The organism is Pseudomonas sp. NPDC087814 (genome assembly GCF_044742865.1).
Classification (GTDB): Bacteria; Pseudomonadota; Gammaproteobacteria; order Pseudomonadales; family Pseudomonadaceae; genus Aquipseudomonas.
This window is the reverse complement of the sequence record NZ_JBIUVK010000026.1, coordinates 1-15,040: the sequence shown is the minus strand read 5'-3', so window position 1 is coordinate 15,040 and position 15,040 is coordinate 1. Positions and strand designations below refer to the sequence as shown.

The 15,040-nt window shown below is 59.1% G+C and carries 15 protein-coding genes; 3 read left to right on the top strand and 12 right to left on the bottom strand.

The window, feature by feature from the left end; genetic code table 11:
• Nucleotides 1-28: 28 nt before the first annotated feature.
• A complete protein-coding gene (locus ACIOMR_RS18980; RefSeq protein ID WP_003214766.1) occupies nucleotides 29-1,336 on the bottom strand; it encodes a CitMHS family transporter in 1,308 nt (435 codons plus the stop codon).
• Between the two features lie 272 nt (nucleotides 1,337-1,608).
• Here ACIOMR_RS18980 and ACIOMR_RS18975 point away from each other — a divergent pair, with 272 nt between their 5' ends.
• Nucleotides 1,609-2,010: a GFA family protein gene (locus ACIOMR_RS18975; RefSeq protein ID WP_401195769.1), complete on the top strand. Its 402-nt coding sequence runs from the start codon at nucleotides 1,609-1,611 to the stop codon at nucleotides 2,008-2,010.
• Here ACIOMR_RS18975 and ACIOMR_RS18970 read toward each other — a convergent pair.
• The 11 genes from ACIOMR_RS18970 to ACIOMR_RS18920 form a co-directional block, all read right to left on the bottom strand.
• Complete coding sequence (locus tag ACIOMR_RS18970; RefSeq protein ID WP_003214762.1) at nucleotides 2,007-3,968, bottom strand: DUF4105 domain-containing protein; 1,962 nt, start codon at nucleotides 3,966-3,968, stop codon at nucleotides 2,007-2,009. The genes ACIOMR_RS18975 and ACIOMR_RS18970 overlap by 4 nt on opposite strands.
• Nucleotides 3,965-4,285, bottom strand: coding sequence for a DUF2388 domain-containing protein (locus ACIOMR_RS18965; RefSeq protein ID WP_003214760.1), 321 nt, complete (start codon nucleotides 4,283-4,285; stop codon nucleotides 3,965-3,967). Before ACIOMR_RS18965 ends, ACIOMR_RS18970 begins: the two co-directional genes overlap by 4 nt.
• Nucleotides 4,286-4,311: 26 nt before the next feature.
• Nucleotides 4,312-4,620, bottom strand: a complete 309-nt coding sequence (locus ACIOMR_RS18960) for a DUF2388 domain-containing protein (RefSeq protein ID WP_008439654.1) — start codon at nucleotides 4,618-4,620, stop codon at nucleotides 4,312-4,314.
• 106 nt (nucleotides 4,621-4,726) lie between these two features.
• A complete protein-coding gene (locus ACIOMR_RS18955) occupies nucleotides 4,727-5,047 on the bottom strand; it encodes a DUF2388 domain-containing protein (RefSeq protein WP_008439660.1) in 321 nt (106 codons plus the stop codon).
• 151 nt (nucleotides 5,048-5,198) lie between these two features.
• Entirely contained in the window at nucleotides 5,199-5,393 is a 195-nt protein-coding gene (locus tag ACIOMR_RS18950) for a DUF1127 domain-containing protein (RefSeq protein ID WP_003214754.1), read from the bottom strand.
• Nucleotides 5,394-5,655: 262 nt separating this feature from the next.
• Nucleotides 5,656-5,871: a DUF1127 domain-containing protein gene (locus ACIOMR_RS18945; RefSeq protein WP_003214752.1), complete on the bottom strand. Its 216-nt coding sequence runs from the start codon at nucleotides 5,869-5,871 to the stop codon at nucleotides 5,656-5,658.
• 318 nt (nucleotides 5,872-6,189) lie between these two features.
• Nucleotides 6,190-7,683: an acetyl-CoA hydrolase/transferase family protein gene (locus ACIOMR_RS18940; protein ID WP_134325506.1), complete on the bottom strand. Its 1,494-nt coding sequence runs from the start codon at nucleotides 7,681-7,683 to the stop codon at nucleotides 6,190-6,192.
• A gap of 179 nt (nucleotides 7,684-7,862) precedes the next feature.
• Nucleotides 7,863-9,299: an NAD(P)(+) transhydrogenase (Re/Si-specific) subunit beta gene (locus ACIOMR_RS18935; protein WP_003214748.1), complete on the bottom strand. Its 1,437-nt coding sequence runs from the start codon at nucleotides 9,297-9,299 to the stop codon at nucleotides 7,863-7,865.
• Nucleotides 9,296-9,619, bottom strand: a complete 324-nt coding sequence (locus tag ACIOMR_RS18930) for an NAD(P) transhydrogenase subunit alpha (protein ID WP_008439664.1) — start codon at nucleotides 9,617-9,619, stop codon at nucleotides 9,296-9,298. Before ACIOMR_RS18930 ends, ACIOMR_RS18935 begins: the two co-directional genes overlap by 4 nt.
• 15 nt (nucleotides 9,620-9,634) lie before the next feature.
• Nucleotides 9,635-10,756 (bottom strand): Re/Si-specific NAD(P)(+) transhydrogenase subunit alpha, encoded by a 1,122-nt coding sequence (locus ACIOMR_RS18925; RefSeq protein ID WP_401195761.1) that lies wholly within the window; start codon nucleotides 10,754-10,756, stop codon nucleotides 9,635-9,637.
• A gap of 447 nt (nucleotides 10,757-11,203) precedes the next feature.
• Entirely contained in the window at nucleotides 11,204-12,103 is a 900-nt protein-coding gene (locus tag ACIOMR_RS18920) for a LysR family transcriptional regulator (protein ID WP_168197498.1), read from the bottom strand.
• A 157-nt stretch (nucleotides 12,104-12,260) separates the two neighbouring features.
• On the opposite strand from ACIOMR_RS18920, the gene ACIOMR_RS18915 reads away from it, so the two are divergent.
• Together ACIOMR_RS18915 and ACIOMR_RS18910 are read left to right on the top strand one after the other, a co-directional pair.
• Nucleotides 12,261-13,442, top strand: a complete 1,182-nt coding sequence (locus ACIOMR_RS18915; protein ID WP_003214743.1) for an acyl-CoA dehydrogenase — start codon at nucleotides 12,261-12,263, stop codon at nucleotides 13,440-13,442.
• Nucleotides 13,443-13,455: 13 nt separating this feature from the next.
• Nucleotides 13,456-14,676 carry a CaiB/BaiF CoA-transferase family protein gene (locus ACIOMR_RS18910; protein WP_003214741.1) on the top strand — a complete coding sequence of 407 codons (1,221 nt, stop codon included), beginning with the start codon at nucleotides 13,456-13,458 and terminating at the stop codon, nucleotides 14,674-14,676.
• Nucleotides 14,677-15,040 lie beyond the last annotated feature (364 nt).

Genomic DNA, 15,040 nt, shown 5'->3' with positions numbered 1-15,040 from the left:
TTAAGAGCCGGCGCAGTAAGTTGTACGATTATAGAGTGCTGAACAGCGGAAAAATCCCCATCAGCAAAGCGGCGACCATTATGCACAGGCACACCAGCACCGCCCACTTGAGGGTGAAGCGCTGGTGATCGCCAAATTCGATACCCGCCAGGGCTACCAGCAAGTAGGTCGATGGAACCAGTGGGCTCAACAAGTGCACAGGCTGGCCAACGATTGAGGCGCGGGCCATTTCCACGGCAGTGATGCCGTAGTGGCTGGCGGCTTCGGCCAGTACCGGCAGAACGCCGTAGTAGAAGGCATCGTTGGACATGAAGAAGGTAAACGGCATGCTCACCAGCGCGGTGATCACGGCCAGATAGGGCCCCAGCGCGTCAGGGATGACGGCCAGCAGGCTCTTGGACATGGCATCGACCATGCCGGTACCGGACAGGATGCCGGTGAAGATACCGGCGGCGAAGATCAGGCCGGTGACTGCCAGAACGCTGCCGGCATGGGCGGCGATCCGGTCTTTCTGCATCTGCAGGCATGGGTAGTTGACGATCATCGCGATACTGAAGGCCACCATGAACAGTACCGGCAGTGGCAACAGGCCGGCGATCAAGGTGCACATCAGGGCGAAGGTCAGTGCGCCGTTGAACCAGATCAGTTTCGGACGGCGGGCGTCCGGGTATTGCGAGACGCTGATTTCGCTGTGGTCGATTTCATCGCCTTGCAGGTGCAGCTCGCCCAGGCGTGCCCGTTCGCGCTTGCCGTACATATAGGCAATCACCAGGATGGCGACGACGCCGGCGGCCATGGCTGGAATCATCGGTACGAAAATATCCGACGGGTCCACGTGCAATGCACTGGCGGCGCGGGCGGTCGGGCCACCCCATGGGGTCATGTTCATCACTCCACCGGCGAGGATGATCAGGCCGGCCATGATCCGCGGGCTCATGCCGATGCGCTGGTACAGCGGCAGCATGGCGGCCACGCAGATCATGTAGGTGGTGGCACCGTCTCCGTCCAGTGATACCACCAGGGCCAGTACGGCGGTGCCGACCGAGACCTTCAGCGGGTCGCCCTTGACCAGCTTGAGGATCTTGCGCACGGCCGGGTCGAACAGGCCGGAGTCGATCATCAAGGCGAAATAGAGGATGGCAAACATCAGCATTACGCCGGTCGGCGCAAGCTTGGTGATGCCCGCGAGCATCATCGGGCCGATCTGCGGGGCAAAGCCACCGAACAGCGCGAACAGGATCGGTACGATGATCAGGGCGATCAGCGCAGACAGGCGCTTGGTCATGATCAGGAACATGAACGTGATGACCATGGCAAAGCCAAGGAAAGTCAGCATAGGAATACTCCAGGCGTAGCGCGGCTAGGGAATGGCGAACCGGTTGGGTCAGCGCAGAACGAAAGGCACGAGGCGTACGGGTGGAGTCGGGGCAAACAGGCGGGTACGGGCGGACATCGGGAATCACCATTGTTGTTGTTAACAACCGGTCTGTTGCCGGTAGTGGTGGGCGATCCTAGTCCCGGAAGCTTTCAGCCAGCTTTCGCTTGAGAAACGGGCTACGTTGAATGGACGACTGGTCCTGTGTGAAATAAGGATGTGGGAGACAGAGCATGCATGAGCAATACCAAGGCGGCTGCCATTGCGGGCGGGTGCGTTATCAGTTCAGCGGGGCGTTGGTGGATATTGCCCACTGCCACTGTTCGATTTGCCGACGGCTCAGCGGCGGCTTGGTGACGACCTGGATCACCCTGCCCCGTTCCGCGTTCGCCTGGGTGGCGGGAACGCCGGCGCAGTACGAATCTTTGCCGACATGCGTGCGGTATTTCTGTTCTAACTGTGGGGCGCACTTGGCGCTGGTAACGCAGCTGAGTGCCGAGAGTATCGATGTGACCATCGCAACCCTGGATCACCCGGAGCTGGCCCCGGCAGATCGGCACATCTGGGTAGAGAGCCGATTGCCGTGGTTACACCTGGATGAGCAACTACCGGAAGAAGACGGAGAAGCGCTCTAGGGCAGCTCGAACCCGCCGGAGGCCTTGTGCAGTGCGCGCAAGTGCTCGCCTAGCTGCTTGAGGTTGGCTTCACATGCGGCAATCTCCGCCGCGCGGGCCGGTTCCAGCAGCGCCCTCACCTCTTTGTCCAGATCGCCGGTCAGCGACTGCAACTGCTTCTGGCGCGCGGCGCTTTCTGATTCCAGGCGTTTGGATTCTGTTGGTTGTGGCAAGCCGTAACCGCTGGTGCCCAGCAGCTCTGCCGGGCGACTGAGGAAGCCACTGTTGGCGAGGATCTGCTGCAACGTCGCGTTGGCCTTTTCCATGCCGCCGTTCTTCAGCTCGCGGGCGCCAAGGTAGCGTTGCTTGACTTCATCCTGGGCCAGCATGAGCTGCTTGCGGAAGCTCGCCTGTTCCAGCAGCAACAAGGCGGCGCTGGCGCGCAGGTCGGCTTCGGCGAACCATGGGCGGCGCTCTTCGGCACTCAGTGACAACCAATCCTCCACTTCAGCCTGTTTGATCGGCAGGCGCTTTTTTAACACCTCGAACATCGCCTGGTAGCGCTCGCGGAAGGAGTCGAAGTGATAGCCGAGGCGCAGCGCGCGTTTTTTGTCGTCCAGCACACTGGTATCGGCCAGGCCTCGGCCCTTGAGGACTTCCAGCAGGCCATTGGGCGTGATGTTGTCCAGGCCGGTCAGCTGCGGGTTGGCGCTGCCGCTGCGTAACAGTTTCAGGCTCTCGACTGCGCAGTTGTTGGAGATGAAGAAGTAGTTGCCGTCGTAGCTCCAGTGCATTTCGGCGGCGTGTTCGACGGTATCGTTGATCTCCTGGCGCGTGAGCTTCAACGGCACCGACGCCAGGCCGCGCAGCTCGGTCTTGGTGTACTCGTCAATGACCTGAGACAGCGGCAGCACGAACAGCCGCGACGGGTATTTGCCGATCAGGCCGTCCCAGCTCGACAGTTGTACGTCACCGACAAACGCGCGGTAGGACAACACCAGGTGCTGGTCCAGGTCCAGGCGACAGTCCGGGCCTCGCGGCCGGCCCGGGGCGCAGATCACCAGGCGCAGCATGCTGTGGCCCCAGCGACTCACGAGGTTCTGGTTGGCTTCGGCCAGCAGGTAGTCGATTTCGTAGACCCGCTCGGGGTCGACCTGGCCCAGTGGAGTCTTGGCGAAGTCGTTGCCGGCGTTGAGGAAGGCGTAGGTTTTGGCACAGGTGTCCTTGGCGGGCGGCGCCCAGCCAAAGTGTTCCTTGTAATAGCGGTACAGCGAAGGCCGGCGGCAGGCATAGCTCGGGTCGAGGAGGAAGTACTCCATGTTGACGGCGACGAATTCCAGCGGGCTGGTGGTTTCGTAGATGTCCGGGCTGCGGGCGACCTGATGGTTGTTCTGTTCACGTTCGCCGCGACGGCCGACGTATTGCGGCCACCCGGCGAGGTCCAGCAGGCGTGGGTCATCGCTGAGGGTAAAGCGGCGGTCGTTCTGGCCCCGGCATTGATCGGGCAGGCCGATCAGGCCGGTGATGTTGTTCTGGCGGCTGCAACGCTGGATCAGCTTGCGGTCGGCGCTGGACCACAGGCGGGCACGGTCATAGATGTGGGTCAGTTCATGCAGCACGGTGGCGAGCATTTCCCGGCGCACGGTGCCGTGGGGGCGATTGGTTTTTTGCGTCGCGGCACTGCCGTCGGTAAGGCTTTCCAGCAAGTTGCTGTTGAGGTCCAGTTCGGACACCAGCGAAGCCTGGCCGTAGGCGTTCTCGGGCATCTTGTCGGTCCAGCCGACGTCGATGGTCCGGTCCAGTTGCTCGATGAAGCGCGGCGGCAACGCCTGCATCGCTTCATCCAGCAATGCCTGGCTCGCCTGCTGCTGGGCCGGGCTCAAGCCATCGGTCTTGAGCCGCAGTTGCAGGGCGGCCTGAGCCGCGCTGGCGCCCAGCAGCAAGGTGCCGGCCAGTAGCCAGGCGGCAATGCGCCTCACAGAGAGAGGATAGCTTCGGCGAGGACCTGGTCGCTGGCGTCGCGGGCTTCCGGCACGCGGGTTCGCAGGGTGTCGAAGGCGGCTTCCAGTTGAGCGCCACGAATCTCGCCATTGCTGGCAACGAAACTGGCGGCATCGTCGTGGGCTTCGCGTACGACTTTGGAGTCGCGGATGGACGTGGTGGTGTCCGAGGTGAAATCGATGGTACGGGCCGAGGCTCGGACGATGATGTTACTGGTGGCCTTCAGGGTTTGTGCCTGGGCAACACCGGCCAACAACAGCAGGCCGAGAGCGGCGGCGATCAGCGGGCTACGCATGGAATGACTCCGAAATACAAAGATGATTATTGGACGAGAATTGCTTGCGCCAGTTCAAGGTCACTGGCGTTAAGTTTTGGCTGGGTATGGCGCAGATAATCCAGCGCTGATTCCAGTCGGGCTCCCCGCCATTGGCCGTCAGTGGCAATGAAAGCGGCAGCGTCATCCTGGGCGGCCAGTATCAGTTTATGGTCGAACGGTGCGGAGGTCACTTTGCTGGTGGCATACGCACTGACAACGAGGCTCTGGGTGGACAGGTCAAAGGCCGGAGCTTGCGTGGACCAGCAGGTGCAAAACACTACGGGAGCGATCAACAGGCGGTATGAAAAAGCCATGGGACTCGACAACTGAAAACGAGCGCCAAGGCTAGCGCAATGCCCGGGCGAGAGCCAGCGCGGAGGGTTCGGGGAGCGCCTGGCGCCCCCTTTATCCCACCTGCGGTCAGATGGCCAGGATCGCCTGGGCCAGCTGCGCGTCAGTCGCGGTATTCAGTTGTGGAGCCTGTTGGCGGATCTGGGCCAGGGCGCTTTCCAGTTTTACGCCACGGATGGCGCCTTCGCTGGCAACGAAGCTGGCGGCGTCGTCACGGGCGGCACGTACGACCTTGTTGTCACGCAGGGAGGAAGTGGCATCGGAGGTGGCGTCTGAGGTGGCTTTCAGTGCGCCGACGATCGAATCCGTGGTCACGATCAGGCTGGAGGCGTTGGCATTGGCAGCCAGGGCCAACAGGGCTGCAGCGCTCAGCAGGTGAAGACGGGACATGGGGTGACTCCTGTAAATGAACGAAAGGGTGGCACAAAGCTACTGCTTGAGCAGCGAGACCATGGGCATCAGACGCCCGTTCTACAGGGTTCGCCACGTGGTAGCCGGATATTAGCCGCCGCTTATCTGTTCGGATAGCTTCCTGCGGTGATTACTCGCGCCAGAACGATTTGGCCAGCTCAGATGCCCGGTCGCCGTGACTGATACCCGCATCGGACAATTCCCGCGGATCCAGTTGAGCCAGCAGCCTGCGTGTGCGGGCCCGTTGCCCCCAGCAGACGAGTGCTGCAGCGGTGCGCTTGAGTAGCTGTATCAACCGAGGGTGTTGCTGGTTTTTGGTATTCATGACGCGCGCCTTTCATGAGGTCCTGGAACACCATCTTGGGCTGGAGGTTGCTACCGGTACAGATACACGCGGGTTAAATTGTACTGCTTAATTGTTATGTTTTTTAAACTGTATCGGTCTGTAGAAAGCCGACTGTTTTCGCCATTGAAAATCCAAACCCCATAAACAACAAAACCCGCCGCCGGTTACCCGGGGCGGGTTCTGCTTTAACAATTCGGAGTGCTGGCGGTGGACCCGGTGGGTCAAGGCCAGCGGACGCTAATTAGCGCCAGAACGGCTTGCTCAGCTCTTCGTAGCGTTGTGCTTCGCTGATACCGGCGTCAGCCAGCAGACGCGAATCCAGACGAGCCAGTTGATGGCGGCTGGAGATGCGGCGCTGCCACAACATCAGGTTGGCGAGAACGCGCAGAGGCAGGGAAGCCTGGGTGTTTACAGCTTTTTCTTCGAAGAACAGATCGGAACTGAGTGTACGTTCCATGATGACATCCTTCCGCTTGTGGCGGGATTAGGTAGTGGTTTAACTGGTGCCAATGATCCTCCTCCCGCGCAAGACTCTCTAGATACAGTTCACCTGTATTGTGAGGGGCCAGTTAACTGTTTATAGGGGCTGTACTGTACGAAATTGGAGCAACTGTACCTGTCGGCACTTTTATGGTGCGTTTTAGGCGTTTATGGAGTTCGAGGTAGGATATTTCGGTAGGAAATGACCGGTACAGCAGTACAGTTTTTTATAAAAGTTGGGCTCGGAAGCTCGGGCTGATGAAACTGTGTTTGCATCAGCCCGAATCTGTATCAATCACGCCTTCAGCATATGCCCGGTTTCTTCCAGGTTGATGTGCCAACTCAGTGCTTCTCGCAGGATATGCGGGGTGTGCCCGCCCAGCACACAGGCTTGGGTGAAGTAGGTGTTCAGGGCATCGCGGTACGCCGGGTGCACACAGTTGTCGATGATGACCCGAGCCCGCTCCCGCGGCGCCAGGCCCCGCAGGTCCGCCAGGCCGACCTCGGTCACGAGGATGTCGACGTCATGCTCGGTATGGTCCACATGGCTGACCATTGGCACCACGCTGGAAATCGCGCCGGCCTTGGCAATCGACTTGCTGACAAAGATCGCCAGGTGCGCGTTGCGCGCGAAGTCGCCCGAGCCGCCAATTCCGTTCATCATCCGGGTGCCGCAGACGTGGGTGGAGTTGACGTTGCCATAGATGTCGAACTCCAGCGCGGTGTTAATGCCGATGATGCCCAGGCGCCGCACCACTTCCGGGTGATTGGAGATTTCCTGGGGCCGCAGCACCAATTTGTCTTTGTAGCGCTCCAGGTTGCCGAACACGTCGGCGTTGCGCCGTTCCGACAATGTGATCGAACTGCCTGAGGCAAAGCTCAGCTTGCCTGCGTCGATCAGGTCGAATGTGGAATCCTGGAGGACTTCCGAATACATCGTCAGGTCTTCGAAGGGCGACTCGATCAAACCGCACATCACCGCATTGGCAATGTTGCCGATGCCTGCCTGCAGCGGGCCGAGCTTGTTGGTCATGCGTCCGGCGTCGACTTCTTCTTTAAGGAAGTTGATCAGGTGATTGGCGATCGACTGGGTGTCGCTGTCGGGCGGCGTCACGGTGGAGGCCGAATCCGCCTGATTGGTGATGACGATCGCGACGATCTTTTCCGGCGGAATCGGAATCGCGGTGCTACCGATACGGTCGTCCACGGCCACCAGCGGAATTGGCGTGCGGGTCGGGCGATAGCTCGGGATATAGATGTCGTGCAGGCCTTCCAGGTTCGGGTTATGCGCCATGTTGATCTCGACGATCACCTGCTTGGCGAAAATCGCGAAACTGGCGGAGTTGCCCACGGAAGTGGTTGGCACAATGTGGCCTTGCTCGGTGATCGCTACGGCTTCGATCACCGCGATGTCCGGTAGCTTGAGCTGATTGTTGCGCAGCTGCTCGACGGTTTCCGACAAATGTTGGTCGATAAACATCACCTCGCCGGCGTTGATCGCCTTGCGCAGGGTGCTATCCACCTGGAATGGCATGCGTCGCGACAGTACACCGGCCTCGGTCAGTTGCTTGTCCAGGTCGTTGCCCAGGCTGGCGCCGGTCATCAGGGTAATTTTCAGCGGTGATGTCTTGGCGCGTTCGGCCAAGGCGTGGGGCACGGCCTTGGCTTCACCGGCGCGGGTGAAGCCGCTCATGCCGACGGTCATGCCGTCCTGGATCAGTGCGGCAGCGTCAGCCGCGCTCATGACCTTGTTCAACAACGAAGGCAAGCGGATACGATCACGGTACATGGATTGTTATCTCGGGCTACGGAAGCAAGATGCGCAGTCTAGTGATTTCAAAAAATTTCGTCCCGCTACCATGGTCGAATGCCAGGCAGCGATTTAGAGCCTTTTGTCGGTTTTTACCGGCAATAAAAAACCCCAGCCTACTAAAGGCCAGGGTTTTGGGTATTGCGCTGGCGCAGTGTTTATTCGACGGCCTTGACCATGTCTTCGATGACCTTCTTGGCGTCGCCGAAGACCATCATGGTCTTGTCCAGGTAGAACAGTTCGTTGTCCAGGCCGGCATAGCCGCTGGCCATCGAGCGCTTGTTGACGATGATGGTCTTGGCCTTGAACGCTTCGAGGATCGGCATGCCCGCGATGGGAGACTTGGGATCGTTCTTGGCGGCCGGGTTGACCACGTCGTTGGCGCCTAGCACCAGCACCACGTCGGCCTGGCCGAACTCGGAGTTGATGTCTTCCATCTCGAACACCTGGTCGTAAGGCACTTCTGCCTCGGCCAGCAATACGTTCATGTGACCAGGCATACGGCCTGCAACCGGGTGGATCGCGTACTTCACGGTCACGCCGCGGTGGGTCAGCTTCTCGGTCAGCTCTTTCAGCGCATGTTGTGCCCGTGCCACCGCTAGGCCGTAGCCCGGTACGATGATTACGGTGTCGGCGTTGGTCAGCAGGAAGGTTGCATCGTCAGCCGAGCCGGATTTCACCGGGCGCGCTTCTTTCGAGCCGGCCGGGCCGGCGGCGTCTGCCGTGTTGCCGAAACCGCCGAGCAGTACATTAAAGAAGGAGCGGTTCATCGCCTTGCACATGATGTACGACAGGATCGCACCGCTTGAACCCACCAGCGAACCGGCGATGATCAGCATCGAGTTGTTCAGCGAGAAGCCGATCCCCGCCGCAGCCCAGCCGGAGTAGCTGTTGAGCATCGAGACGACCACCGGCATGTCGGCGCCGCCAATCGGGATAATGATCAGCACGCCCAGCACGAACGCCAGGGCCAGCATCAATGCGAAGGCGCTGAGGTTGCCGGTGAACATGAAGGCCAGGCCCAGGCCCAGCGTCAACAGCCCCAGCACCAGGTTCAGCTTGTGCTGACCGCCGAACTGTACTGGTGCGCCCTGAAACAGGCGGAACTTGTACTTACCCGACAGCTTGCCGAAGGCGATGACCGAGCCGGAGAACGTAATTGCACCGATGGCTGCACCGAGGAACAACTCCAGGCGGTTACCGGCGGGGATCGAATCCCCCAGGTGTTTCACGATACCCAGCGACTGTGGTTCCACGACTGCGGCGATGGCGATAAACACTGCAGCCAGGCCGATCATGCTGTGCATGAACGCCACCAGCTCCGGCATCTTGGTCATTTCCACGCGCTTGGCCATGATCGAGCCGGCGGTGCCGCCGACCAGCAGGCCAACGATGACGTAGCCAATGCCGGCAGTGGCCAGCTCGGCGCCGAGCTTATAGATAAGGCCCACGGTGGTGAGCACTGCCAGCGCCATGCCGAGCATGCCGAACAGGTTGCCGCGCCGGGACGTCGTCGGGTGTGACAGGCCTTTAAGGGCCTGGATAAAGCAGATCGACGCGATCAGGTAGAGCGTCGTGACCAGATTCATGCTCATGACGATGGCGCCTCTTCTTTTGCTTTCGGGGCTTTCTTCTTGAACATCTCAAGCATCCTGCGGGTAACCAGGAAGCCACCGAACACGTTGACCGCTGCGAGCGCCACGGCCAGGGTGCCCATGGTCTTGCCCAGCGGTGTCACGGTGAGTGCGGCAGCCAGCATGGCGCCGACGATCACGATCGCCGAAATCGCATTGGTCACGGCCATCAGCGGGGTGTGCAGGGCCGGGGTGACGTTCCAGACCACGTGATAACCGACATAAATCGCCAGCACGAAGATGATCAGGTTGTAGATACCGGGGGAAATAAGCTCTTCCATCGTCTGAATCCCTGCTTAGGCGTTTTTGCGGATGACTTGGCCGTCGCGGCACATCAGGCACGCGGCGACGATGTCGTCTTCGAGGTTGATTTCAAACTGCCCTTCCTTGGTGAAGACCAGCTTCAGGAAGTCCAGCAGGTTGCGTGCGTACAGCGCCGAGGCATCGGCGCCGACGGCGCCGGCCAGGTTGGTCGGGCCGCAGATGGTCACACCGTTTTCCACGACCACCTGGTCTGCCACGGTCAGCGGGCAGTTGCCGCCCTGGGCTGCGGCGAGGTCGATGACCACCGAGCCTGGCTTCATCTGTGCGACGGTCTCGGCGCTGAGCAGGGTCGGTGCCTTGCGACCCGGAATCAATGCGGTGGTGATGACGATGTCGGCTTGCTTGGCACGTTCATGCACGGCCAGGGCCTGGCGCTGCATCCAGCTTGTTGGCATTGGGCGCGCGTAACCGCCCACGCCAACCGCGCATTCACGTTCTTCATCAGTTTCGTATGGCACGTCGACGAACTTGGCGCCCAGGGATTCGATCTGTTCCTTTACCGCCGGACGCACGTCGGACGCTTCGATGACCGCACCCAGGCGTTTCGCGGTAGCGATCGCCTGCAGCCCTGCTACACCAGCTCCAAGAATCAGCACGCGAGCGGCTTTCACCGTACCGGCGGCGGTCATCAGCATTGGCATGAAGCGTGGGTAGTGATGGGCGGCGAGCAGTACAGCCTTGTAGCCGGCAATGTTTGCCTGGGAAGAAAGCACATCCAGGCTCTGCGCGCGGGAGGTGCGCGGCGCGGCCTCAAGGGCAAAGGCCGTGATGCCATGCTCGGCCAGTCGGGTGATGGTTTCGTTGCTGAACGGATTGAGCATGCCCACCAGCACTGCGCCGCTTTTGATCAGCGTCAGTTCGCTGTCATTGGGGGCGACTACCTTGAGGATCAGCTCGGCGCCGAATGCATCACTGGCGTTGCCAATGGTTGCGCCTGCCGCTTCATAGGCACTGTCGACGACACTGGCATTGATGCCTGCCCCGCTTTGCACAGTGACCTTGTGGCCCTGGCCGATCAGCTTCTTGATGGTTTCCGGGGTGGCAGCCACCCGCGTTTCACCGGTCTGGGTTTCGAGAGGAACACCAATGTGCACGTCAAATCTCCTGCATGATCTTTTTGCTTTGATTTTTGTAAAAGGCCAGTGCGCCACGACAGGCGAATCTGGGCGGCCGATCAGCACGATCCCGCTGAAATACAGCGGGGCGCGGCATTTTGCAGGCGAACTTTACGGCCTTCAAGAGATTATGAGGGATGACGAAAAATTAACTACAAGTCACCCCGTGACCGATTGTCGCAATGGATAGATTAAAGTCGTTTAAATACAGGAGATTAAAGAGTTTTTACCGAAATATCAGCGCTTCTCCATCGCCGACGTGAATGCTTGGGCATCGCTGCAATTTTATGGCTACAGGCCAATACCTACATGGCTTAAAGGCCATTTCAGGGTCAAAAGATGCGGTCTTCTAAATTGCGACATATATATACATATGTAGGTATTTTATTTTGTTGACTACAAAGTTAATAAATTGACGAAGACCCTTTAGATATTGGGGTTGTAACGATGCGACTGATCAATCAGCCAGTCTCTGAACGCATGCAGAGAAGCTGATTCGACCTTTCTCTCGGGAATCATCAGGTAGTAAGCCTTTGAGCTCGCCAGTACCTGAGGGCTGGCAATCACCAAGTGCCCATCGCTCAGTTCCCTTTGAATAAGGAACGGCGGTATCAGTGCAATGCCCATATCGTGCATGGCTGCCTGGGACAACATGGAGAATAGCTCGTAACGCGGGCCTGTCATGTCGCGGGGTATGTCCAGCTGTTGCGCGTTGAACCACTGGCGCCAGGCATAGGGTCGAGTGGTTTGTTGCAGCAGGGGCAGTTCGGCGATTTCGTGTGCAGTGAAGTGCGTGCGACCGTCCAGCAAGCGCGGGCTGCATACCGGGAGCGGGTTTTCTCCCATCAGTTTGTGGGATTCGGTACCGGACCAGTCGGCATCGCCAAAGTAGATTGCCGCGTCGAATTCGGTATCGGCGAACAGGAAAGGCCGTGTGCGGTTGGTCAGGTTGACGGTGACTTCGGGATGCTGGTGCTGAAAGTCCTTGAGGCGTGGGATCAGCCATTGGGTGCCGAACGTCGGGACCACCGCCAGTTCAATAACGTTGGTGCCCTGCTGTCCCATGATCGAAAGGGTGTCGCGTTCCACGGCGTCAAGTTGCGTAGCCACCCGGCGACTGTAGGAAAGCCCTGCTTCTGTCAGTTTCACGCCCCGGCGCGAGCGTCGAAACAGCTCGACACTTAAAAACTCCTCAAGACTGGCGATTTGTCGGCAGATTGCGCCCTGGGTGATCGAAAGCTCCTGTGCCGCCTTGGTAAAGCTCTCGTGGCGGGCTGCAGCCTCGAAACTGACCAGCGCCGTGGTGCTGGGAATTTTTCTGCGCATGTACCGTGACCTCACAAGTAAAGAGCATCTATGCCGCTTTTGAATGTTACGGAGTGAGAAATTAGCACAAGGCTATGCAAAATCCTCGTTTGCCCTCCTCGCCTGCCCGGCCTAGGCTCCATGCACGACTTTTGATTTACTTCGCGAGGACTCACTCATGGGCGGTAAGGCAAGCTTCAACTGGATCGATCCACTGCTGCTGGATTCACAGCTCACCGAAGAAGAACGCATGGTGCGCGACAGTGCCCAACAGTTCGCCCAGGACAAGCTGGCGCCCCGTGTTCTCGAAGCCTTCCGCCATGAAAAGACTGACCCTGCGATCTTCCGCGAAATGGGTGAGACTGGCCTGCTGGGGGCGATGATTCCAGAGCAGTACGGTGGCAGTGGATTGAACTACGTCAGCTATGGCCTGATCGCTCGTGAAGTAGAGCGTGTGGACTCTGGCTACCGTTCGATGATGAGTGTGCAGTCCTCACTGGTGATGGTGCCTATCAATGAATTCGGTACCGAAGCGCAAAAGCAGAAATACCTGCCGAAGCTGGCCTCTGGTGAATGGATTGGCTGCTTTGGCCTGACCGAGCCTAACCATGGTTCCGACCCGGGCGCGATGATTACCCGCGCGCGCAAAGTGGATGGCGGCTACAGCCTCACTGGCAGCAAGATGTGGATTACCAACAGCCCGATTGCGGATGTGTTCGTGGTGTGGGGCAAGGACGATGCGGGCGACATTCGCGGCTTCGTGCTGGAAAAGGGTTGGAAAGGCCTGAGTGCTCCGGCGATCCATGGCAAGGTCGGATTACGCGCCTCGATCACCGGTGAAATCGTCATGGATAACGTGTTTGTTCCTGAAGAGAACATCTTCCCGGATGTGCGTGGCCTGAAAGGACCGTTCACTTGCCTTAACTCGGCACGCTACGGGATCTCGTGGGGTGCCTTGGGGGCCGCGGAGTTCTGTTGGCATACCGCGCGTCAGTACACCCTTGATCGCCAGCAGTTCGGGCGGCCTTTGGCGGCTACTCAACTGATCCAGAAGAAGCTCGCAGACATGCAGACTGAAATCACCCTGGCGCTGCAAGGATGCCTGCGGTTGGGTCGTATGAAGGATGAGGGCACTGCGGCTGTGGAAATCACCTCGATCATGAAGCGTAACTCGTGTGGCAAGTCGCTCGACATTGCCCGGATGGCGCGTGACATGCTCGGTGGTAACGGCATCTCGGATGAGTTCGGCATTGCCCGCCACCTGGTCAACCTTGAAGTGGTGAATACCTATGAGGGTACTCACGACGTGCATGCATTGATCCTGGGGCGAGCGCAAACCGGTATTCAGGCGTTCTATTAATAGGAGAACGACCATGGGCGCGCTTTCGCACCTGCGGGTACTGGATTTGTCGCGAGTGCTGGCGGGCCCTTGGGCCGGGCAGATACTTGCAGACCTTGGCGCTGAAGTGATCAAGGTCGAGCGGCCCGGGAATGGCGACGACACTCGTGCCTGGGGGCCACCCTTCCTCAAGGATGCGTATGGGGAAAACACCACTGAGGCGGCGTATTACCTGTCTGCCAATCGCAACAAGGAATCGGTGACGATCGACTTCACGCGGCCGGAGGGCCAGAAGCTGGTGCGTGACCTGGCGGCGAAGTCCGACATTCTGATCGAGAACTTCAAGGTAGGCGGCTTGGCGGCCTATGGGTTGGACTATGAGTCGCTCAAGGAGATCAATCCGGAGTTGATCTACTGCTCGATTACCGGGTTTGGTCAGACCGGGCCCTATGCGACGCGGGCGGGCTACGACTTCATGATCCAGGGGCTTGGCGGGCTGATGAGCCTGACTGGCCGCCCGGAGGGTGAAGACGGCGCCGGACCGGTTAAGGTTGGCGTGGCGCTGACGGATATTCTTACGGGGCTTTACTCGACAGTTGCGATCCTGGCGGCCATGGCTCACCGGGATCATGATGGTGGCGGCCAGCATATCGATATGGCGTTGCTGGATGTGCAGGTGGCTTGTCTGGCTAATCAGGCGATGAACTACCTGACGACGGGCGTCTCTCCAAAGCGCCTGGGTAACGCTCATCCGAATATCGTTCCCTATCAGGATTTTCCTACGGCGGATGGCGACTTCATTCTTACTGTGGGTAATGATGGGCAGTTCCGCAAATTTGCCGAAGTGGCTGGGCAGCCCCAGTGGGCGGATGATCCTAGGTTTGCAACTAATAAGCTGCGAGTGGCCAACAGGGCGGTGCTGATTCCGTTGATCCGTCAGGCTACCGTGTTCAAGAGCACGGCTGAATGGGTAGCTCAGCTGGAGCGAGTAGGTGTGCCTTGCGGCCCGATCAATGACCTGGCGCAGGTGTTTGCCGATCCTCAGGTGAAAGCGCGCGGGTTGGCGATGCAGTTGCCTCATGCGTTGGCTGGTACTGTGCCCCAGGTGGCAAGTCCTATGCGCCTGTCCAAGACGCCTGTTGAATACCGCAGCGCACCTCCGCTGTTGGGTGAGCATACCCATCAGGTGCTGCAGCAAGTGCTGGGTTTGACGCCAGCGAATGTGTCGGCTTTGAGGGAGGCCGGGGTCATCTGAAGCTTCTCTTCTATATAGAGGGTTGTTGAGGCTCTCTATATAGAGGGAAGTTGGTCGGTTTTTAGCCAGAAATACCTATTTGATAGAAAAGCTGAATTAAGGGTTGACGGCAGATTCTGGAAGTCTATAATTCGCCCCACTTCCGGCGCAGTCGAAACGGAAAACTCCTTGGTAAACAAAGAGTTATGTAGGTTTCGACAGCGAGATGCTTCAGATCATCGAAGTCCAGAAGGAGTTAGTAAGGCAGTGTTGTTTGGCCCTATTAACGGTTCGATCTTCTCGGTCGAAAGCGGAGAAAAAGAGGTGTTGACAGCAGCGTGTAACGCTGTAGAATTCGCCTCCCGCTAACGAGAGATCGGAAGCG